Source organism: Pseudomonas sp. 57B-090624, assembly GCF_003234055.1.
In the GTDB taxonomy this organism is placed as follows: domain Bacteria; phylum Pseudomonadota; class Gammaproteobacteria; order Pseudomonadales; family Pseudomonadaceae; genus Metapseudomonas; species Metapseudomonas tohonis.
The window spans coordinates 14855-35521 of sequence record NZ_QKRU01000055.1; the positions used below are offsets into that span (position 1 = coordinate 14855).

Annotated in this window: 21 protein-coding genes; all 21 read left to right on the top strand. The window is 65.6% G+C overall.

Annotation, left to right across the window (positions count from 1 at the left end):
• Positions 1–19: 19 nt before the first annotated feature.
• The 21 genes from iscR to DMX10_RS23125 all read left to right on the top strand — a co-directional run bounded on the left by iscR (position 20) and on the right by DMX10_RS23125 (position 20663).
• On the top strand, positions 20–526 hold the full coding sequence (iscR, locus tag DMX10_RS23025) for a Fe-S cluster assembly transcriptional regulator IscR (protein ID WP_111263265.1): 507 nt from the start codon (positions 20–22) through the stop codon (positions 524–526).
• Positions 527–556: 30 nt separating this feature from the next.
• The gene (locus DMX10_RS23030; protein WP_111263266.1) at positions 557–1771 is read left to right on the top strand and encodes an IscS subfamily cysteine desulfurase; all 1215 of its coding nucleotides are present in this window, start codon (positions 557–559) and stop codon (positions 1769–1771) included.
• Between the two features lie 31 nt (positions 1772–1802).
• A complete protein-coding gene (iscU, locus tag DMX10_RS23035; RefSeq protein ID WP_021220845.1) occupies positions 1803–2189 on the top strand; it encodes a Fe-S cluster assembly scaffold IscU in 387 nt (128 codons plus the stop codon).
• A 25-nt stretch (positions 2190–2214) separates the two neighbouring features.
• Positions 2215–2538 carry an iron-sulfur cluster assembly protein IscA gene (iscA, locus tag DMX10_RS23040; RefSeq protein ID WP_111263267.1) on the top strand — a complete coding sequence of 108 codons (324 nt, stop codon included), beginning with the start codon at positions 2215–2217 and terminating at the stop codon, positions 2536–2538.
• 8 nt (positions 2539–2546) lie between these two features.
• On the top strand, positions 2547–3068 hold the full coding sequence (gene hscB / locus DMX10_RS23045) for a co-chaperone HscB (protein ID WP_111263268.1): 522 nt from the start codon (positions 2547–2549) through the stop codon (positions 3066–3068).
• A 48-nt stretch (positions 3069–3116) separates the two neighbouring features.
• Positions 3117–4976: a Fe-S protein assembly chaperone HscA gene (hscA, locus tag DMX10_RS23050; protein WP_111263269.1), complete on the top strand. Its 1860-nt coding sequence runs from the start codon at positions 3117–3119 to the stop codon at positions 4974–4976.
• A 3-nt stretch (positions 4977–4979) separates the two neighbouring features.
• A complete protein-coding gene (fdx, locus tag DMX10_RS23055; RefSeq protein WP_111263270.1) occupies positions 4980–5318 on the top strand; it encodes an ISC system 2Fe-2S type ferredoxin in 339 nt (112 codons plus the stop codon).
• Between the two features lie 9 nt (positions 5319–5327).
• Positions 5328–5528, top strand: coding sequence for a Fe-S cluster assembly protein IscX (gene iscX, locus DMX10_RS23060; RefSeq protein WP_111263271.1), 201 nt, complete (start codon positions 5328–5330; stop codon positions 5526–5528).
• 92 nt (positions 5529–5620) lie between these two features.
• Positions 5621–6052: a nucleoside-diphosphate kinase gene (gene ndk, locus DMX10_RS23065; protein ID WP_111263272.1), complete on the top strand. Its 432-nt coding sequence runs from the start codon at positions 5621–5623 to the stop codon at positions 6050–6052.
• Between the two features lie 24 nt (positions 6053–6076).
• Positions 6077–7225 carry a 23S rRNA (adenine(2503)-C(2))-methyltransferase RlmN gene (gene rlmN / locus DMX10_RS23070; protein WP_111263273.1) on the top strand — a complete coding sequence of 383 codons (1149 nt, stop codon included), beginning with the start codon at positions 6077–6079 and terminating at the stop codon, positions 7223–7225.
• A gap of 13 nt (positions 7226–7238) precedes the next feature.
• The gene (pilW, locus tag DMX10_RS23075; protein ID WP_111263274.1) at positions 7239–7994 is read left to right on the top strand and encodes a type IV pilus biogenesis/stability protein PilW; all 756 of its coding nucleotides are present in this window, start codon (positions 7239–7241) and stop codon (positions 7992–7994) included.
• A complete protein-coding gene (locus DMX10_RS23080; protein ID WP_111263275.1) occupies positions 7991–9031 on the top strand; it encodes a RodZ family helix-turn-helix domain-containing protein in 1041 nt (346 codons plus the stop codon). Before pilW ends, DMX10_RS23080 begins: the two co-directional genes overlap by 4 nt.
• Positions 9032–9034: 3 nt before the next feature.
• Positions 9035–10147, top strand: coding sequence for a flavodoxin-dependent (E)-4-hydroxy-3-methylbut-2-enyl-diphosphate synthase (gene ispG, locus DMX10_RS23085; RefSeq protein WP_111263276.1), 1113 nt, complete (start codon positions 9035–9037; stop codon positions 10145–10147).
• Positions 10148–10159: 12 nt separating this feature from the next.
• Positions 10160–11449 carry a histidine--tRNA ligase gene (gene hisS / locus DMX10_RS23090; protein WP_111263277.1) on the top strand — a complete coding sequence of 430 codons (1290 nt, stop codon included), beginning with the start codon at positions 10160–10162 and terminating at the stop codon, positions 11447–11449.
• 25 nt (positions 11450–11474) lie between these two features.
• The gene (locus tag DMX10_RS23095; RefSeq protein WP_111263278.1) at positions 11475–12119 is read left to right on the top strand and encodes a YfgM family protein; all 645 of its coding nucleotides are present in this window, start codon (positions 11475–11477) and stop codon (positions 12117–12119) included.
• Entirely contained in the window at positions 12112–13263 is a 1152-nt protein-coding gene (bamB, locus tag DMX10_RS23100) for an outer membrane protein assembly factor BamB (RefSeq protein WP_111263279.1), read from the top strand. The genes DMX10_RS23095 and bamB overlap by 8 nt, the downstream gene beginning before the upstream one ends.
• Positions 13264–13344: 81 nt before the next feature.
• Positions 13345–14820, top strand: a complete 1476-nt coding sequence (gene der, locus DMX10_RS23105) for a ribosome biogenesis GTPase Der (RefSeq protein WP_111263280.1) — start codon at positions 13345–13347, stop codon at positions 14818–14820.
• A 167-nt stretch (positions 14821–14987) separates the two neighbouring features.
• Positions 14988–16136: a pyridoxal phosphate-dependent aminotransferase gene (locus DMX10_RS23110; protein ID WP_111263281.1), complete on the top strand. Its 1149-nt coding sequence runs from the start codon at positions 14988–14990 to the stop codon at positions 16134–16136.
• The gene (locus DMX10_RS23115; protein ID WP_111263282.1) at positions 16124–16918 is read left to right on the top strand and encodes an amidohydrolase; all 795 of its coding nucleotides are present in this window, start codon (positions 16124–16126) and stop codon (positions 16916–16918) included. Before DMX10_RS23110 ends, DMX10_RS23115 begins: the two co-directional genes overlap by 13 nt.
• A 236-nt stretch (positions 16919–17154) precedes the next feature.
• Positions 17155–20082, top strand: a complete 2928-nt coding sequence (locus DMX10_RS23120) for a discoidin domain-containing protein (RefSeq protein ID WP_111263283.1) — start codon at positions 17155–17157, stop codon at positions 20080–20082.
• Positions 20083–20198: 116 nt separating this feature from the next.
• Positions 20199–20663 carry a hypothetical protein gene (locus DMX10_RS23125; RefSeq protein WP_111263284.1) on the top strand — a complete coding sequence of 155 codons (465 nt, stop codon included), beginning with the start codon at positions 20199–20201 and terminating at the stop codon, positions 20661–20663.
• Positions 20664–20667: the final 4 nt, after the last annotated feature.

Genomic DNA, 20667 nt, shown 5'->3' on the forward strand with positions numbered 1-20667 from the left:
AGCGAACCGTGGAATCCCCATGCGCTTGACCACCAAAGGCCGCTACGCCGTCACAGCCATGCTCGACCTGGCTTTGCATTCGCAGCAAGGTCCGGTTTCTCTGGCTGATATTTCCGAGCGTCAGGGCATCTCCCTTTCCTATCTCGAACAGCTTTTCGCCAAGTTGCGCCGTGGCAACCTGGTCAGCAGCGTTCGTGGCCCGGGTGGCGGTTATCAGTTGTCCCGCGATGTGGGCAGCATCTACGTGGCCCAGGTCATCGATGCCGTCAACGAGTCGGTCGACGTCACGCGCTGCCAGGGGCAGGGCAATTGCGACTCCTCCGGAGGCGCCTGCCTGACCCACCACCTGTGGGATGACCTGAGCATGCAGATCCACGAGTTCCTCAGCAGCATCAGCCTGAGCGACATCGTCGCCCGCAACGAAGTCCAAGAGGTGGCCCAGCGCCAGAACGAGCGCCATGACCAGCGTCGCCTCGGTGGCAGGATGCCGCGTTCAGAAAAGATTGAAGTGTCCGCCATCGAATGAGCAGGGCGCCCGCCTGATAGGAGATAACCGATGAAATTGCCGATTTACCTGGACTACTCCGCCACGACGCCAGTGGACCCGCGGGTTGCGCAGAAGATGAGCGACTGCCTGTTGGTCGATGGCAACTTCGGCAACCCGGCCTCGCGTTCCCACGTGTTTGGCTGGCGGGCCGAGGAAGCGGTCGAGAACGCCCGTCGCCAGGTGGCCGAACTGGTCAATGCCGACCCGCGCGAAATCGTCTGGACCTCCGGTGCCACCGAGTCCGACAACCTGGCCATCAAGGGCGTGGCGCACTTCTACCACACCAAGGGCAAGCACATCGTCACCTCCAAGATCGAGCACAAGGCGGTCCTGGATACCACTCGCCAACTCGAGCGTGAAGGCTTCGAAGTCACCTACATCGAGCCGGGCGAAGATGGCCTGATCACTCCCGCCATGGTCGAAGCGGCCCTGCGCGAAGACACCATCCTGGTGTCGGTGATGCACGTGAACAACGAGATCGGCACCATCAACGACATCGCGGCCATCGGCGAGCTGACCCGTGCCCGCGGCATCCTGTTCCATGTCGATGCGGCCCAGTCCACCGGCAAGGTCGAGATCGACCTGGACAAGCTGAAAGTCGACCTGATGTCCTTCTCCGCCCACAAGACCTACGGTCCCAAGGGTATCGGTGCCCTCTACGTACGCCGCAAACCGCGCGTGCGCCTGGAGGCCCTGATGCACGGTGGTGGTCATGAGCGCGGTATGCGTTCCGGCACCCTCGCCACCCACCAGATCGTCGGCATGGGTGAAGCCTTCCACATCGCCAAGCAGGAAATGGCCTCCGAAAATCAGCGAATCAAGGCGCTGGCGGATCGCTTCTGGGCTGCCGTGGATGGCATGGAAGAGCTCTACCTCAACGGTAGCGCCACCTCCCGCGTGCCGCACAACCTGAATATCAGCTTCAACTACGTCGAAGGCGAGTCGCTGATCATGGCCCTCAAGGACCTCGCGGTCTCCTCGGGTTCGGCCTGCACCTCCGCCTCTCTCGAACCGTCCTACGTGCTGCGCGCGCTGGGTCGCAACGACGAGTTGGCGCACAGCTCCATTCGTTTCACCTTTGGCCGCTTCACCACCGAAGAAGAAGTGGATTACGCCGCCAGCAAGGTCCGTGAAGCCGTAGACAAGCTCCGTGAATTGTCCCCGCTGTGGGACATGTACAAAGAGGGCGTCGACCTCTCGACGGTCGAATGGCAGGCGCACTGACGCCACCCCTGATGAGTGAGGAATAAGCACCATGGCATACAGCGAAAAGGTCATCGACCACTACGAAAACCCGCGCAACGTCGGCAAGCTCGACGCTGAAGATCCCGATGTCGGTACCGGCATGGTCGGCGCTCCGGCGTGCGGCGACGTGATGCGGCTGCAGATCAAGGTCAACGAGCAGGGCGTCATCGAAGACGCCAAGTTCAAGACCTACGGCTGCGGTTCGGCCATCGCCTCCAGCTCCCTCGCCACCGAGTGGATGAAGGGCAAGACCCTGGACGAAGCCGCTGCGATCAAGAACACCACCATTGCCGAAGAACTGGCGCTGCCGCCGGTGAAGATCCACTGCTCGGTCCTGGCCGAGGACGCCATCAAGGCGGCTGTCCAGGATTACAAGCAGAAGAAGGGTCTGCTCTAACCGCTCGACTGAGTAAGGAGTCGCTATGGCCATCAGCATGACCGCTTCCGCCGCCGATCACGTGCGCCGCTCCCTCGAGGGGCGCGGCAAGGGTGAAGGTATCCGCCTGGGTGTCCGCACCACGGGTTGTTCCGGCCTGGCCTATGTCCTGGAGTTCGTCGATGAGTTGGCGGGCGAAGACATGGTCTTCGAAAGCTTCGGCGTGAAGGTGATCATCGACCCGAAGAGCCTGGCCTACCTCGACGGCACCGAGCTGGACTTCGTCCGCGAAGGCCTCAACGAGGGGTTCAAGTTCAACAACCCTAACGTTCGCGGCGAGTGTGGTTGCGGCGAGAGCTTCAACGTCTGAGGCGTTCCGTGGGTACCCCCTGTCATTTCGCATTGTTCGACCTGAAGCCCGGCTTCGACCTCGATCTCGACCAACTGGCGTCTCGCTATCGCGAGCTTGCGCGCAATGCTCACCCGGATCGCTTCGTCGATGCCCCCGAGCGTGAGCAGCGCCTGGCGGTGGAGCACGCGGCGCAATTGAACGAGGCCTACCAGACGCTGAAGAGTGCGCCCCGTCGGGCGCGCTACCTGCTGGCCGTCCGTGGGCACGAGCTGCCGCTGGAGGCTACCGTCAAGGACCCCGAGTTCCTGCTGCAGCAGATGCAGTGGCGGGAAGAGCTCGAGGAGCTGCAGGACAGTGCGGACCTGCCCGGTGTGGCGACCTTCAAGCGACGCCTCAAGATGGCCCAGGCCGATCTTGACCAGGCGTTCTCTGCCTGCTGGAGCGACGATGCCCGTCGCGAGGAAGCCGAGCGCCTGGTGCGCCGCATGCAGTTCCTCGACAAGCTGACTCACGAAGTGCGCCAACTGGAAGAGCGCCTCGACGACTAACCCGCGCATCGCCGCATGGACGGTGGTGTGCCTGAAAAACAGACAAGCATGGCCCTACTGCAGATCGCCGAACCCGGACAGAGCCCAAAACCGCACCAGCGCCGCCTGGCGGTGGGTATCGACCTGGGCACCACGAATTCCCTGGTAGCCGCCGTTCGCAGTGGCGTTTCCGCGCCGCTCGCCGATGCCGACGGTCAGGTCATCATGCCGTCCGCCGTGCGCTATCACGCCGATCGCGTCGAAGTCGGCCGCTCGGCCAAGGACGCTGCATCCGCCGATCCGCTCAATACCGTCCTGTCGGTCAAGCGCTTCATGGGGCGCGGCCTCGAGGATGTGAAGCAGCTGGGTGAGCAGCTCCCCTATCGCTTCACCACCGGCGAGTCGCACATGCCGTTCATCGAGACCGTGCAGGGTGCCAAGAGCCCTGTGGAGGTCTCTGCTGAAATCCTCCGTGCCTTGCGCCAGCGAGCCGAAGCCACCCTGGGTGGCGAGCTGGTCGGTGCAGTGATCACCGTTCCCGCCTATTTCGACGATGCCCAGCGCCAGGCCACCAAGGATGCTGCGCGCCTCGCCGGCCTGAACGTCCTGCGCCTGCTCAACGAGCCCACTGCCGCTGCCGTGGCGTACGGGCTGGACAAGCAGGCCGAAGGCGTCGTGGCCATCTATGACCTGGGTGGCGGTACCTTCGATATCTCCATCCTGCGTCTGACTCGCGGCGTCTTCGAAGTCATGGCCACTGGTGGCGACAGCGCCCTGGGCGGGGATGATTTCGACCATGCCCTGGCCGGCTGGATCGTCGAGCAGGCTGGTCTTTCCGCCGACCTGGATCCGGGCGCCCAGCGCAGCCTGCTGGAGGCCGCTTGCGCCGCCAAGGAAGCGCTGACCTCCGCCGATGCGGTCGAGGTGCACTATGCGCAGTGGTCGGGCCAACTGACCCGAGCCCGCTTCGATGAGCTCATCGAGCCCATGGTGGCTCGCAGCCTGAAGGCCTGTCGCCGCGCCGTGCGCGATGCCGGTATCGAGCTCGACGAGGTCGAGGCGGTGGTCATGGTGGGTGGTTCCACCCGTGTGCCACGGGTACGCGAGGCGGTCGGCGAGCTTTTTTCCCGTCAGCCCCTGACCGACATCGATCCCGACCAGGTCGTCGCCATTGGCGCTGCCGTCCAGGCGGACACCCTGGCGGGTAACAAGCGCGGCGAAGAACTGCTGCTGCTGGACGTGATCCCGTTGTCCCTGGGGCTCGAAACCATGGGTGGCCTGATGGAGAAGGTGATTCCGCGCAACACCACCATCCCCGTCGCCCGTGCCCAGGAGTTCACCACCTACAAGGACGGCCAGACCGCCATGATGATCCACGTGCTCCAGGGGGAGCGCGAGCTGATCAAGGACTGCCGGTCCCTGGCCCGTTTCGAATTGCGTGGCATCCCGCCGATGGTGGCTGGCGCCGCGAAGATCCGCGTGACCTTCCAGGTGGACGCCGATGGCCTGCTGGGCGTGACCGCCAGCGAGACTTCCTCCGGTGTCGAGGCGAGCATCCAGGTGAAGCCGTCCTACGGCCTGACCGATGGCGAAATCACCCGCATGCTGCAGGACTCCTTCCAGTACGCCGGTGACGACAAGGCCGCCCGCGTCCTGCGCGAGCAGCAGGTCGATGCCCAGCGCCTGATCGAGGCCGTGCAGGCGGCGCTGCAGGCCGATGGCGACGCGTTGCTCAGCGCCGAGGAGCGGATCGCCATCGACTACCAGCTGGAGCAGCTGCAGGGTCTGTTGACGGGGACCGACGGCGCTGCCATCGAACAGCAAACCAAGCGGCTGACCCAGGTGACCGACGCCTTCGCGGCCCGGCGCATGGACGCCAGCGTCAAGGCCGCCCTCGCGGGCCGCCGACTGAATGAAATCGAGGAATGACTGATGCCGCAGATCGTATTTCTGCCCAATGCCGAGCACTGCCCTGAAGGGATGGTGGTCGAGGCCCAGCCGGGCGAGACCATCATCGCTGCGGCCATGCGCAACGGCCTGGAGATCGAGCACGCCTGTGAGATGTCCTGCGCCTGCACCACCTGCCACGTCGTGGTGCGCGAAGGGTTCAACTCCCTCGAGGCGTCCGACGAGCTCGAGGACGACATGCTGGACAAGGCCTGGGGCCTGGAGGCCGAGTCGCGACTGTCCTGCCAGGCGGTCGTGGGGGAGGTCGATCTCGTCGTGGAGATTCCCAAGTACACTCTCAACCAGGTTTCTGAAAAGCACTGAGGAACGAGCATGAGTCTCAAATGGGTCGATGTTCTGGAGATCGCCATCCAGCTGGCCGAGAGCAAGCCCGAGGTTGACCCGCGCTACGTCAACTTCGTCGACCTGCACAACTGGGTCGTGAGCCTGCCGGAGTTCGATGACGACAGCCAGCGCGGCGGCGAGAAGGTCCTCGAAGCCATCCAGGCTGCCTGGATCGAAGAAGCCGACTGAGCCCGGTCTGCTGACCCTACGCATTTAACAGGAACCCGCGTATAATTCGCGGGTTTAATTTTTCGCTTTAATCCTGATTTCTGGAGTTTCACATGGCCGTTGAACGTACCCTGTCCATCATCAAGCCCGATGCCGTTGCCAAGAACGTGGTTGGCGAGATCGTCACCCGTTTCGAAAAAGCCGGCCTGAGCGTCGTCGCCGCCAAGATGGTCCAGCTCTCCGAGCGCGAAGCCGGTGGTTTCTACGCCGAGCACAAAGAGCGTCCCTTCTTCAAGGATCTGGTTTCCTTCATGACCTCCGGCCCGGTTGTCGTGCAGGTACTGGAAGGCGAAGGCGCCATTGCCAAGAACCGTGAACTGATGGGCGCTACCGACCCGAAGAAAGCCGATGCCGGCACCATCCGCGCCGACTTCGCCGTCTCCATCGACGAAAACGCCGTACACGGTTCCGACTCCGAGGCTTCCGCTGCTCGCGAGATCGCCTACTTCTTCGCCGCCACCGAGGTGTGCGCTCGTATTCGCTGATAGCGAAGGCACGAGGGTGAAGCCATGACTGAATCCACCGGTAAAGTTAACCTGCTGGGCCTGACCCAGCCGCAACTGGAGAGCTTCTTCGAATCCATCGGGGAGAAGCGTTTCCGTGCCGGACAGGTGATGAAATGGATTCACCACTTCGGCGTCGATGATTTCGACGCCATGAGCAATATCGGCAAGGCCTTGCGCGACAAGCTCAAGGCCTCTGCCGAGATTCGCGGTCCCGAGATCGTCAGCCAGGACATCTCCAGCGACGGCACCCGCAAGTGGGTGGTGCGCGTGGCGTCCGGCAGCTGCGTCGAGACCGTGTACATCCCGCAAGGCGGGCGCGGCACCCTCTGCGTCTCCTCCCAGGCGGGCTGCGCGCTGGATTGCAGCTTCTGCTCCACCGGCAAGCAGGGTTTCAACAGCGACCTCACCGCGGCCGAAGTCATCGGCCAGGTCTGGATCGCCAACAAGTCCTTCGGCACCGTCCCGGCCAAGATCGACCGCGCCATCACCAACGTGGTGATGATGGGCATGGGCGAGCCGCTGCTGAACTTCGACAACGTCGTCGCCGCCATGAACATCATGATGGACGACCTCGGCTACGGCATTTCCAAGCGCAAGGTGACCCTCTCCACCTCCGGCGTCGCGCCGATGATCGACAAGCTCGCCGAAGTCACCGACGTGTCCCTGGCACTGTCGCTGCACGCGCCGAACGACGAGTTGCGCAACCAACTGGTGCCGATCAACAAGAAGTACCCCCTGGCGGTGGTGCTCGAGGCCTGCAACCGCTACATCTCCCGCCTGGGCGAGAAGCGTTTCCTGACCATCGAATACACCCTGCTCAAGGATGTGAACGATCAGCCGGCCCACGCTGAGCAGATGATCGCACTCCTCAAGGATTTTCCTTGCAAGATCAACCTGATTCCGTTTAATCCCTTCCCTTTCTCGGGGTACGAGCGGCCGAGCAATAATGCCATTCGCCGCTTCCAGGACCTGCTCCACAAGGCCGGGCACAATGTCACCGTGCGCACCACGCGCGGCGATGACATCGATGCCGCCTGCGGCCAGTTGGTCGGCCAGGTCCAGGATCGTACCCGTCGCAGCGAGCGCTACATCGCCGTGCGCCAGCTCAATGGCGATGGCGACGCACCGCAGAACGCTGCCAACCGAAACTGAAGAGAGGACATCCATGACCTTGCGCCCCGCGCTGCTTCTCGTTTTCGCCAGCCTGGTGGGCTGCGTGTCCACTGGCTCCGTTGACCCGATGAAGACCGCGGAAGGCCGCGACAAGGCCCGCGATGCCTACATCCAGCTGGGCATCGGCTACCTGTCCCAGGGGGCCGCCGAGCGCGCCAAGGTGCCGCTGCGCAAGGCGCTGGAGCTCGACTCCTCCAGCGCCGATGCCAACGCCGCGCTGGCCCTGGTTTTCCAGACCGAAATGGAACCCAAGCTCGCCGACGAGCATTTCCGCAAGGCGCTGTCCTCGCGAACCGACTCGCGCATCCTCAACAACTACGGCGGCTTCCTCTATGAGCAGAAACGCTACGAGGAGGCCTACAAGCGTTTCGAACAGGCCGCCGAAGACAGCCTCTACCCCGAGCGCTCCCGCGTGTTCGAGAACCTCGGGCTGACCGCCCTGCGGATGAACCGCCCGGACCTGGCCAAGCAGCATTTCGACAAGTCCCTGCGACTCAACCGCCAGCAACCGGTGGCGCTGCTGGAGATGGCAGACCTGTCCTATGCCGAGAAGCAGTACGTCCCGGCCCGCGAATACTACGACCGCTACAGCAAGATCGCGCCCCAGACCGCCCGCAGCCTCCTGCTCGGTATCCGTCTGGCCACCGTGTTCGATGACCGCGACCAGGCGGCGAGCCTGGGCCTGCAACTCAAACGACTCTATCCCGGCACGCCGGAATACCAGCAATACCTGTCGGAGCAAAGATGAAAGCGTCGCAACCCGAAATTGCCGCGGCGACCCGTGCCAACCCAGGCGAGACCCTGCGTCAGGCGCGTGAAAGCAAGGACCTGAGCCTTGCCGAGGTCGCGCGACAGCTGAACCTGACCGAACAGGCCCTGCGCCAGCTCGAAGCGGGCTCTTTCGACCAGTTGCCCGGCCACACCTTCGCCCGTGGCTACATCCGTGCCTACGCCAAGCTGCTGGGCATGGACCAGGCGCGCCTGGTGACCGACTTCGACCTCTATACCGGCACCGACGCCACCGGCAGCAACGTCCACAGCCTGGGGCGCATCGAGGAGCCGGTGCGCTTGTCGCAGAGCGTCCTGCGCTTCGTCAGCTTCGCCATCCTGCTGGTCCTGGGCGTCATCGGCTTCCTCTGGTGGCAGGACCAGGCCGAGCGCCGCAGCGGTGAAACCGCCGACATCAGCATGGAGCACGTCGAGGTCGAGAGCGCCGACGGCACCACCCAGATCCACCCGCTGGACGAGCCCGAGGACCAGGCGGTCGTCGAGGCCCAGCAGGGCGAGGAGGGCGCCCCGGGCGAACTCTCCCCCGAGGTCGCCGCGCAGCCGGAAGGCACGCCCCCGTCCGCCGCCGCCGCCTCCGCGCCGGCCCAGGCCCTGCCTCTGCCCCAGTCCAGTGCGCCGGCCACCAGCGCCCCCGTTGCACCGAGCGCCGCCACGGCCACCACTCCGGCCGCTCCCGTCGTGCCTGCCGCGCCCACGGCTCCCGCCGCCACCGCGCCTGCCGCACCTGCACAGGCTCCGGTGGTCGCTGCCGCCGGCCAGGGCCTGGTGCGCATCCAGTTCGTCGCCAATTGCTGGACCCAGGTAACCGATGCCGATGGCAAGGTCCTGCTCAGTGCCCTGAAGCGCAGTGGCGAGTCCGTCGAGCTGGCCGGCAGGCCACCGTTCGAGCTGCGCCTGGGTTACGCCCGTGGCGCCCAGGTCAGCTACAACGGCCAGGCCGTCGATGTGGCGCCCTACACCCACGGTGAGACCGCTCGCCTGAAACTGGGGCAATAAGCCATGCATTGCGAATCCCCGATCAAACGCCGCCAGTCCCGCAAGATCTGGGTCGGCTCCGTGCCCGTGGGCGGTGACGCCCCGATCGCCGTCCAGAGCATGACCAACACCGATACCTGCGACGTCGCCGCCACTGTTGGCCAGATCCGCCGGCTGGAAGAGGCGGGCGCCGATATCGTCCGCGTCTCTGTGCCTGACATGGAGGCCGCCGAGGCCTTCGGCAAGATCAAGCAGCAGGTCCGCGTTCCCCTGGTCGCCGACATCCACTTCGACTACACCATCGCCCTGCGCGTGGCGGAACTGGGCGTCGACTGCCTGCGCATCAACCCGGGCAACATCGGCCGTGAAGACCGTGTGCGTGCCGTGGTCGATGCCGCCCGTGACCGTGGCATCCCGATCCGCATCGGCGTCAACGCCGGTTCGCTGGAAAAGGACCTGCAGAAGAAGTACGGCGAGCCCACCCCGCAAGCCCTGGTGGAGTCCGCGCTGCGCCATGTCGAGCACCTGGATCGCCTGGACTTCCAGGACTTCAAGGTCAGCGTCAAGGCGTCCGACGTGTTCATGGCGGTGGAAGCCTATCGCCTGCTGGCCACCCAGATCGTCCAGCCGCTGCACCTGGGCATCACCGAAGCCGGCGGCCTGCGCTCCGGCACCGTGAAGTCCGCCGTGGGCCTGGGCATGCTGCTCGCCGACGGGATTGGCGATACCATCCGCATCTCGCTGGCCGCCGATCCGGTGGAAGAGATCAAGGTCGGCTACGACATCCTCAAGTCCCTGCGCCTGCGTTCCCGTGGCATCAACTTCATCGCCTGCCCGAGCTGCTCGCGGCAGAACTTCGACGTGGTCAAGACCATGAACGAACTGGAAGGCCGCCTCGAGGACCTGCTGGTCCCGCTGGACGTCGCCGTGATCGGCTGCGTGGTGAACGGGCCCGGCGAAGCCAAGGAAGCCCATGTGGGGTTGACCGGCGGCACGCCGAACAACCTCATCTACATCGACGGCAAGCCGGCGCAGAAGCTGAACAATGACAACCTGGTGGACGAGCTGGAAAAGCTGATCCGCCGCAAAGCGGCCGAAAAGGTCGAAGCTGACGCGGCCGTCATCGCCCGCAGCTGATAAGGATTCCGAGTGAGCAAGACGCTGCAAGCCATCCGTGGCATGAACGACATCCTGCCGGAGCAGACCCCTGCCTGGCGTTACCTCGAACGTACCCTGGCAGACCTGCTGGACAGCTACGGCTACCGCGAGATCCGCCTGCCGATCCTCGAGTTCACCGAGCTCTTCGCCCGTGGCATCGGCGAAGGCACCGACGTGGTCGACAAGGAGATGTACACCTTCCTCGACCGCAACGAAGAGTCCCTGACCCTGCGCCCCGAAGGCACCGCCGGTTGCGTGCGTGCCGTGCTGGAGCACGGCATGACCGGCGGCGGCCAGGTGCAGAAGCTGTGGTACGCGGGCCCGATGTTCCGCTACGAGAAGCCGCAGAAGGGCCGCTACCGCCAGTTCCACCAGATCGGCGTGGAAGTCTTCAACCTGCCCGGTCCGGACATCGACGCCGAGCTGATCGTGCTCACCTGGCGCCTGTGGAAGAAGCTCGGCCTGGGTGATGCCGTGACCCTGCAGCTCAACAGCCTGGGCTCCAGCGAGGCCCGCGTCGCCTATCGCGAAGCCCTGGTGGCCTACCTGCAGGAGCGCTTCGACCGTCTCGACGAAGACAGCCAGCGGCGCATGACCACCAACCCGCTGCGCATCCTCGACAGCAAGGTGCCGGAAACCCAGGCCCTGCTGATCGACGCCCCGCGCCTGCACGACTACCTGGACGCCGAGTCCGTGGCCCACTTCGAGGGCCTCAAGGCGCGCCTCGACGCGGTCGGCATCCGCTACGAGATCAACCAGAAGCTGGTCCGTGGCCTGGACTACTACAGTCGCACCGCCTTCGAGTGGGTCACCGACAAGCTCGGCTCCCAGGGCACCGTCTGTGGCGGTGGCCGCTATGACGGCCTGATCACCCAGTTCGGCGGCAAGCCGACCCCGGGTGTCGGCTTCGCCATGGGCGTCGAGCGCCTGGTGCTGCTGCTGGAAACCCTGGACCTGGTCCCGGCCGAGCTCAACGCTCCCGCGCATGCCTTCATCTGCGCCTTCGGCGAGCCTGCCGAACTCGCTGCCCTGGCCCTGGCCGAGCGACTGCGCGATGCCGTTCCCGGCCTGCGCATGCTGGTCAATTCCGGTGCCGGCAGCTTCAAGAGCCAGTTCAAGAAAGCCGACAAGAGCGGCGCGCGCTTCGCCCTGATCCTGGGTGAGGACGAACTGGCCAACCGCGTGGTAGGTTTCAAACCCCTGCGCGACGACAGCGAACAACAGAACATCGCCTGGGACGCTCTCGCAGAGCGCCTGGCGGCCTGCATCGATCAGGCTTGAGCCTTTAGAACATAGGAGTATTGGGGTGAGCACGCGTACCGAAGATGAAGAGCTGGCGGCGATCAAGGATTGGTGGCAGCGCAATGGCAAGCCCCTGCTCACCGGCGGCGCCCTCGCGCTGGTGGTGGTCTTCGGTTGGCAGGCCTGGCAGAAGCACCAGACCAACCAGGCCCAGGGCGCGTCCCAGGTCTACCAGCAACTGCTGGAAACCGCGCTCAACCCGTCCGGCAAGCCCGATGCCGGCAAGGTCGCCGAGCTGGCCAACAAGCTGAAGACCGACTTCGGCGGCACCCACTACGCCCAGTACGGCAGTCTGTTCGTCGCCAAGGTGGCGGTGGAGTCCGGCAAGCTCGATGACGCTGCGGCCGAACTCAAGGCCGTGGTGGACAAGCCTGCCGACGCCACCCTCGGCGAGCTGGCGCGCCAGCGCCTGGCGCGTGTCCTGGCCGCCCAGGGCAAGGTCGACGACGCCCTGAAGCTGCTCGAAGGCGATGCCGGCAAGGCCTTCCTGGCCAGCCGTGAAGAACTGAAAGGCGACCTGCTGGTACAGCTGGGTCGCTCCGACGAGGCGCATGCCGCCTATGAGAAGGCCAAGGCCGCGCTGACGGAAGACGCAGCGGTCGGTGGCTTGCAGATGAAGCTCGACGACCTGGCCAAAGGGGATGCGTGACGTGATGCGCTGGAAATTTGCCGCACTGCTGGCCCTGGCCGTTCTGGCCGCGGGTTGCAGCAGCAATAGCAAGAAGGAACTGCCGCCTGCCGAACTGCCCGACATCACCGAGGAAGTTCAGCTCAAGGAAGTCTGGAGTCGCTCCATCGGCGAAGGCCAGGGCGAGTCCTACAACATGCTGGTGCCCGCCGTCGACGGCGACGTGATCTATGCCGGTGACGTCGAGGGCCTGGTGGTCGCCATCGACCGCATGAGCGGCGACAAATTGTGGGAGCAGGAGCTGGACCTCCCGGTATCCGGCGCGGTCGGCGCAGGCTACGGCCTGGTGCTGGTCGGCACCCTGAAAGGTGAAGTGATCGCCCTCGACGCCAGCAATGGCGAAGAAAAATGGCGCGCCCGGGTCAACGGCGAAGTCCTCGCCCCGCCGGCCACCAACGGTGACGTGGTGGTGGTGCAGACCCAGAACGACACCCTGTTCGGCTTCGATGCCGCGACCGGCAACCAGCGCTGGATCTACGAGAACACCCCCGCCGTGCTGACGCTGCGTGGCACGGGCGCGCCGATCGTGACCAACCGCCTGGCCGTGGCCGGCCTGTCCTCCGGCAAGGTCATCGCCGTCGACGTGCAGCGTGGCCTTCCGGTGTGGGAACAGCGTGTGGCCGTGCCGCAGGGCCGCTCCGAGCTGGATCGCGTGGTCGACATCGACGGTGGCCTGCTGCTGTCCGGCGGCACCCTGTACGTCGCCACCTATCAGGGCCGCGTCGCCGGCCTCGACCTGGACAGCGGTCGCGTGCTCTGGCAACGCGAGGCTTCCAGCTACGTGGGCGTCGCCCAGGGCTTCGGCAACGTCTACGTGAGCCAGGCCAGCGGCACCGTCGAAGGCATCGACGAGCGTTCGTCCTCGGCGCTGTGGAGCAACGACTCCCTGGCCCGTCGCCAGCTCTCGGCGCCGGAGGTCTTCTCCAGCTACGTGGCTGTCGGCGACTTCGAAGGCTACCTGCACCTGCTCAGCCAGGTGGATGGCCACTTCGTCGGCCGCGAGAAGATCGACGGTGATGGCCTGCGTGCGCGTCCGCTGGTGATCGGCGACATGCTGTACGCCTTCGGCAACGGCGGGAAGCTGGTCGCGCTGACCATCCGCTAAGCTGAAAAATAGTGTCCGGCCGCTGCCGTCCGACGGCAGCGGCCGTTGTGTTTTCTGAAATAACGAATAGTGGAGAGCCTCATGGTTCCCGTAATTGCCCTGGTGGGCCGCCCGAACGTCGGCAAGTCCACCCTGTTCAACCGCCTGACCAAGACCCGCGACGCCATCGTCGCGGAGTACGCCGGTCTGACCCGTGACCGCCAGTACGGCGAGGCGAAGTGGAACGGCCGCACCTTCATCGTCATCGATACCGGCGGTATCTCGGGTGACGAGCAGGGCATCGACGCGAAGATGGCCGAACAGTCCCTGCAGGCCATCGAAGAGGCCGATGCGGTGCTGTTCATGGTCGACTCCCGCGCCGGCATGAGCGCCGCCGACCAGTCGATCGCGGAGCACCTGCGCAAGCGCAACAAGAAGACCTACCTGGTGGCGAACAAGGTCGACACCATCGACCCGGACCTCGCCCGCGCCGAGTTCAGCCCGCTGGGCCTGGGCGACGCCCTGCCCATCGCCGCCGCCCACGGCCGCGGCATTAGCCAGATGCTGCAGGAAGCTTTGGGTGACTTCCCCCGCGACGATGCGGTCGAGGAAGACGCCGCCGCGCAGGCCGAGGACGTCGCCGAAGGCGAGGAGCAGAGCCGGATCCCCGGTCCGAGCGAGAAGGACGGCATCAAGATCGCCATCATCGGTCGCCCCAACGTCGGCAAGTCGACGCTGGTCAACCGCATGCTCGGCGAGGAGCGGGTCATCGTCTATGACCAGGCCGGCACCACGCGCGACAGCATCTACATTCCCTTCGAGCGCAACGAAGAGAAATACACCCTGATCGACACCGCCGGCGTGCGCCGTCGCGGCAAGATCTTCGAGGCCGTGGAGAAGTTCTCCGTGGTCAAGACGCTGCAGGCGATCCAGGACGCCAACGTGGTGATCTTCGTCATGGACGCCCGCGAAGGCGTGGTCGAGCACGACCTCAACCTGCTGGGCTTCGTGCTGGAGACCGGTCGTGCACTGGTCATCGCCCTGAACAAGTGGGACGGCATGGAGTCGGGCGAGCGCGACTACGTGAAGACCGAGCTGGAGCGCCGGCTGTTCTTCGTCGACTTCGCCGACATCCACTTCATCTCCGCGCTGCATGGCACCGGGGTCGGCAACCTGTACAAGTCGGTTCAGGCCTCCTTCAAGTCCGCCATCACCCGCTGGCCCACCAGCCGCCTGACCCAGATCCTCGAAGGCGCGGTGCAGGAGCACCAGCCGCCATTGGTCAACGGTCGCCGCATCAAGCTGCGCTATGCCCACCTCGGTGGCGCCAACCCGCCGCTGATCGTGATCCACGGCAACCAGGTCGAGTCGGTGCCCAAGTCCTACTCGCGCTACCTGGAAAACACCTACCGGCGCGTGCTGAAGCTGGTGGGTACGCCGATCCGCATCGAGTACAAGGGTGGCGACAACCCCTTCGAGGGCAAGAAGAACACCCTGACCGACCGCCAGGTGAACAAGAAGCGCCGCCTCATGTCGCACCACAAGAAGGCCGAGAAGAAGCGTCGCGACAAGCGCTGATTCCCGTGCAACCGCAAGAGGGCGCCCACGGACGCCCTTTTTCGTTCCGGGCGTTGGCCATCGGGGCGGCCGGCAGCACCTTGTCGCAACGCCTGCTTTCATCTTGGTCGTGAGCCCGACAGGCCTTAAGCTAGCCGCCACTTCCCAGTCGCCAGCAGCCTGAAGAAATGATCGCCAGCAAGTTGCCCAACGTCGGCACCACCATCTTCACCCGCATGTCCCAGCTCGCCGCCGAAACCGGCGCCATCAACCTGTCCCAGGGTTTCCCGGATTTCTCCGCGCCCGCCGCTCTGTGCGATGCGGTGGCCCGCCATATCGGTGCCGGCCACAACCAGTACGCCCCCATGACCGGCCTGCCCGCGCTGCGCCAGCAGGTGGCGGCCAAGGTCCAGGCCTTCTATGGCCGCCAGGTCGATATCGACAGCGAGGTCACGGTCACCCCCGGTGCTACCGAAGCGATCTTCTGCGCGATCCAGGCCGTGGTGCGCGCCGGTGACGAGGTCATCGTCCTCGACCCCTGCTACGACAGCTACGAGCCTTCGGTGGAACTGGCCGGCGGCCGCTGCGTGCATGTGCCCCTGGCCCTGCCGGGCTTCGCCATCGACTGGCAACGCATGGCCGATGCCCTCAGCGAGCGCACCCGGATGATCATCCTCAACAGTCCGCACAACCCCAGCGGCGCCCTGATCTCCCGGGCCGAACTGGACCAGTTGGCGGCGCTGATCCGGGGGCGCGACATCTACCTGGTCAGCGACGAGGTCTACGAGCACCTGGTGTTCGACGGCCAGTCCCATGTGAGCGTGCTGTCCCATGACGAGCTGTATGCCCGCGCCTTCGTGGTCAGCTCCTTCGGCAAGACCTACCACGTCACCGGCTGGAAGACCGGCTACGTGGTCGCGCCGCCGGCCCTCTCCGCCGAGCTGCGCAAGGTGCACCAGTACGTCAACTTCTGCGGCGTCACGCCGTTGCAGTGGGCACTGGCCGACTTCATGGCCGACCACCCCGAACACCTCACCGAGCTGCCCGGTTTCTACCAGGCCAAGCGCGACCTGTTCTGCGACCTGCTGGGTGGATCGCGGTTCAGTTTCACCCGCGCCGCCGGCACCTATTTCCAGCTGGTCGACTACAGCGCCATCCACCCCGAGCTGGATGATGTGGCCATGGCCGAATGGCTGACCCGCGAACACGGCGTGGCCGCCATTCCCGTGTCGGTGTTCTACCAGAGCGCCCCGCGTGACCTGCGCCTGGTGCGCTTCTGCTTCGCCAAACGAGAGGAGACGCTGCGCCAGGCAGCGGAGAAGCTATGCGCGATCTGAGTTCATTGCCCGACCTGCAGCTGGCCCTGGTGCAGACCACCCTGGCCTGGCACGACGCCGACGCCAACCACAGGCACTTCGAGGTCCTGCTGGAGCAGGCCCGTGGCGCCGACCTGATCGTGCTGCCGGAGATGTTCACCACCGGCTTCTCCATGGAGTCGGCCGTCCTCGCCGAAGAGGAGGAGGGCCCGACCTACGCCTGGCTGCGCGAGCAGGCCCGTCATCTCGATGCGGTGGTCACCGGTAGCGTGATCATCCGCGCCGCCGACGGCAGCCACCGCAACCGCCTGCTCTGGGCGCGCCCCGACGGCGAGATGCTGCACTACGACAAGCGCCACCTGTTCCGCATGGCCGGTGAGCACAAGCACTACACGCCGGGCGAGACCCAGGCGCTGTTCGAGATCAAGGGCTGGCGGGTGCGCCCGCTGGTCTGTTACGACCTGCGCTTCCCGGTCTGGAGCCGTGATCCCCACGACACCGACCTGCTGCTCTACACCGCCAACTGGCCCGCCGCGCGTCGTCATCACTGGAACCGCCTGCTGCCGGCACGGGCCATCGAGAACCTCTGCTACGTGGCGGCGGTGAACCGGGTCGGAGAAGACGGCAAGGGCCACCCCTACAGCGGTGACAGCCAGGCCCTGGACTTCCAGGGCGAGACGCTGCTCGATGCCGGCGCGGGGGACGGTGTGTTCCAGGTTTCCCTCGCTGCCGGCGCCCTGGCCGGTTACCGCGAGCGTTTCCCCGCGCACCTGGATGCAGATGGGTTCGCATTGACCCCCTGATCCCCGCTTGCCCGGAACCCGGAGGTGCCGGGTTCCGGGCACGCATCCCTGGCGACGCGCAACACTGCCGGCTCATTACCCGGGGCTTAAGACGCGTCCGAATTCCGATCCGTTTTTTCCCTTCCCCGTGCCTTGCCCCTAGCATGGCCGTGCCGGCAATAACTCGTTCCCTCGATCCCTTGGCTCGCTGCACTGTGAAGCACTCGCAGGGGCTTGCTGCTGACCAGGATTTTTCCATGCCGACGTTCCGCTTGAATCCACTCAGTCGTTCTACTCGCACCTGGGTCGCCAGCCTTGGCCTGGCCGCGCTTCTCCCCCTGGGCGTCCAGGCCCACTCGGCCCATTCCCCGAACGGCTCTTTGCCTTCCCAGGTACTGGATACCCAGACGGGGCGTTTCATCGAGCTCTCCAGTCTCCTCTCCGCCCGGAGCTTGAGCGCCGACGTGCCCAGCGGCACCGAGCAGCTGCGCAGCGCCACCGGGCTCAATCTCTCGGGGCTGGCCCTGGATAGCGCGGAGAGGTTCGGCGATCTCAAGGTCTACACCGGCGGGGCGTTTTCCGGCGTGGGTGCGCGCGCCTTGCAGGCCGTCGATGACGTCATCGTGGTCGCCCGTCGGGATGGCAGCTTCATCGCCTTGCTGCCCGAATCCAATATCGTCATTCGCGGCGAAGCATCGGGACTGCAGACCCTCACGCGCTACGACGCAAGCCACACCCACCCTCCCGCCTCGCGTGACTATGTAGAAGCTCCGCAAGCCGATCTGCCCCATGAGGTGCAGTCCTTCTCGGGAGCTCGCAGCTTCCTGGTCGACCGTAATGCCGAAGGGGAGGTCGTCGTCGACGTCCTGGCCGGGTTCTCGCGCAATGCGGTCGAGTACATCGGCGACCACGAGGCCTATGCACTGGCGCAGATCGCCTCGGTCAACCTGGCGCTGAAGAACTCCAGGGTCGAAGGCGTGCGCCTCCGCCTCGTGGGCACCCAGGTGATCGACAGCGAACATGCCATCACCCGGGAAACGCTCCACAAGCTGAACGTGCTGTTCGCCGACGGCATGCGCCAGTACGGGCCTGACCTGGTCACCGGCTTCTTCAGAGGCATCACGGGCGAGGACACCATGCTGGGCTGGGGCAACATCCGTGGCCGCTACTCCATCAACGTGATCACCTCGCCCACCACCTTCCGCCACGAGGTCGGGCACAACATCGGTGCCAACCACTGTCCGGAAGGCGACGGCTACCGCTACGGCTACCACAACGGTCGTGTCGGGACCATCATGTGCGGCAACCAGGTCAACTACTTCTCCAACCCCGATCTGAGGGATCGACAGGGCGTGCCCCTGGGGCATCCGGAAATGGCCGACGTAGCCCGTCTCTGGCGCGAGAACAGCGCACGCATGTCCGCCTACAGCCCCTCCGTGGTGCCGCTGGAAACCGAGCGTGCCACCCGGTTCCTGGAAGAGCGCGTCACGCTGGATCGAAACGAGTGGCGGTACTTCCCCATCGACGTACCGTCAGGTACCGAGCGCCTGGCGTTCACCGCGAACCATGGCGCGGGCCACGAGATCCACGGACGCATCCAGCTCTACCTGCGCTATGGCCAGCAGCCGACCGCCACCCAGTTCGACGAGCGTTCGATCATGGCGGCCGGCGTGGCCCTGGGGGTCAAGGACCCGAGGCCCGGGCGCTGGTACCTGGCCATGCGGGTGCAGGACAACCGTACGGCGACCGACCAGGTGCTCGAGGGCCATGCGTTCGCCAGGCAGCAGGACACGGTCGAGGCGCGTTACCTCCGCCTGGTCGCCAAGTCGGCGATCGAAGGGGGCAACGCCGCCAGCATCTCCGAGCTCCACCTGGCCGGGGCCGATGGACGCTCGTTGCCCCGTGATCAATGGCGGGTCATCTCGTCCAAGGGCTACAAGCCCGAGAACGCCATCGATGGCGGGACCGGTACCTACTGGTATTCCTCGTCCAAGGAGCGCTATCCGTACGACTTCGTCATCGACCTGGGAGCACGCGAGCGCTTTTCCCAGCTGCACTACCTGCCGCGTCAGAGCAGCGGCCTTTTCGGCAACCTCAAGGACTACGAAGTGCATGCCAGCGACCGGCCCGATGGTGACTGGACCCTGTTGGCCGAGGGCCAGTTCAGCGCCGACAACCTGGTCAAGCTCGCCAGCCTGAAGCCGGTCGGCGCCATCCTGCCGCCGGTAGCCCAGATCGCCGGCCCAGCCTCCGCCAGCGCCGGTGACACGGTCCGGCTGGACGCCTCCGCCTCCAGCGACCCGCAAGGCAGCGTGCTCAGCTACACCTGGTCGGCCTCGCCCAGGCTGGACTTCAGCTACGACGGCCCCCGGGTTTCCTTCAAGGCGCCGGCGCTCGACAGGGACACCCGCTACACCTTCGAGCTGGCCGTGAGCAACGGCACGCACACGGTGCGCAAGACCCACCCGGTACTGGTGAAGGCCGGCATCGCGGGTTCACCGACCTGCCATCCCGCGTGGAGCGCGACATCCGACTACGTGTCGGGCAGCAAGGTGCAGAGGAAGGGGCGCACCTACGAGGCGCGCTGGTGGACCCGGGGTAACGAGCCGGGTGACCCGGCGTTTACCGGGCTGGATGGCAGCGGCAAGGTCTGGCGCGACCTGGGCGCTTGCGGTGGCGCCAGCACCGAGACACCGGAGAACCCACCCGTAGTCCTGCCGCCTGTGGCGCACATTTCCGGTCCTTCCACGGCCATCGCCGGCGGCGAGGTCCGCCTGAGTGCCGCCGCCTCGACCGATCCGGGCGGTCTGCCGTTGACCTACCGCTGGGGGGCAAGCCCGCAGGTTCCGTTCAAGGCCAGTGGCGCCAACCTGACGTTCGTGGCCCCGCCCCAGGAAAGGGAGGTGGCTTACCGCTTCACCCTGACCTTGAGCAATGGGCAGAAAGAGGCCACGCGCACCCACGAAGTGAAGGTCGGCGCCCAGGTCCCCGAGCAGCCGGGTACGGGCGGCTGCGCCAAGCCCTGGAGCGCCGATGAGGCTTATTGGGAAGGTGGCCAGGCGACCCACAAGGGCCGTCTCTATACCGCACGCTGGTGGAACCGTGGCTCCGAGCCGGGCAAGCCGGAGTTCACCGGCGCGGACGGTAGCGGCAAGGTCTGGCGCGACGAGGGCACCTGTAACTGACGGGCGTGGCGGCCAGCTGCCGCCGGCCGTCAATCATGCGGGGTCGCCCGTTGCCGGGCGGCTCCGTATCATGGCGGTCCTGCATCCCTCTTCTGCGTTGCCTCAAGGAGCCTGACATGAGCACGGAAGCCGAAAATCCCTTCCAGACCCCCTCCGCCGAACTGCTCGTACCGGCGACCGGCACCGAGCACCTGCGCCTTTACAGCATCCCTGGCGTCGGCCTGGCCACCTTCTTCGGCACGCCACTGGCCGGGGCCTATGTCACCGCCGCCAATCTCAAGGCCATGGGCCGGGGTGGCGAGACCGGGAAGCTGTGGGCCGTCTCGATCGGCTTCTTCATCGCGATAATCATCGCGGGTGCCCTGTTGCCGGAGAACGTCCCCGCCATCGTCTTCGGCGTGGTCCAGGTGATGGCGATGAATGCCTATGCGCGGCAGTTGTTCGGCACGCAACTGGACCGGCACAAGGCTGCCAATGGCGCGTTCTTCTCGTTGTGGCGGGGCGTAGGGGTCGGGCTGCTGTTCATGCTGGCGTTCATCGTCGCCATGGTGCCGATCCTGCTGCTGTTCGGGCTCGTCTGAGCCG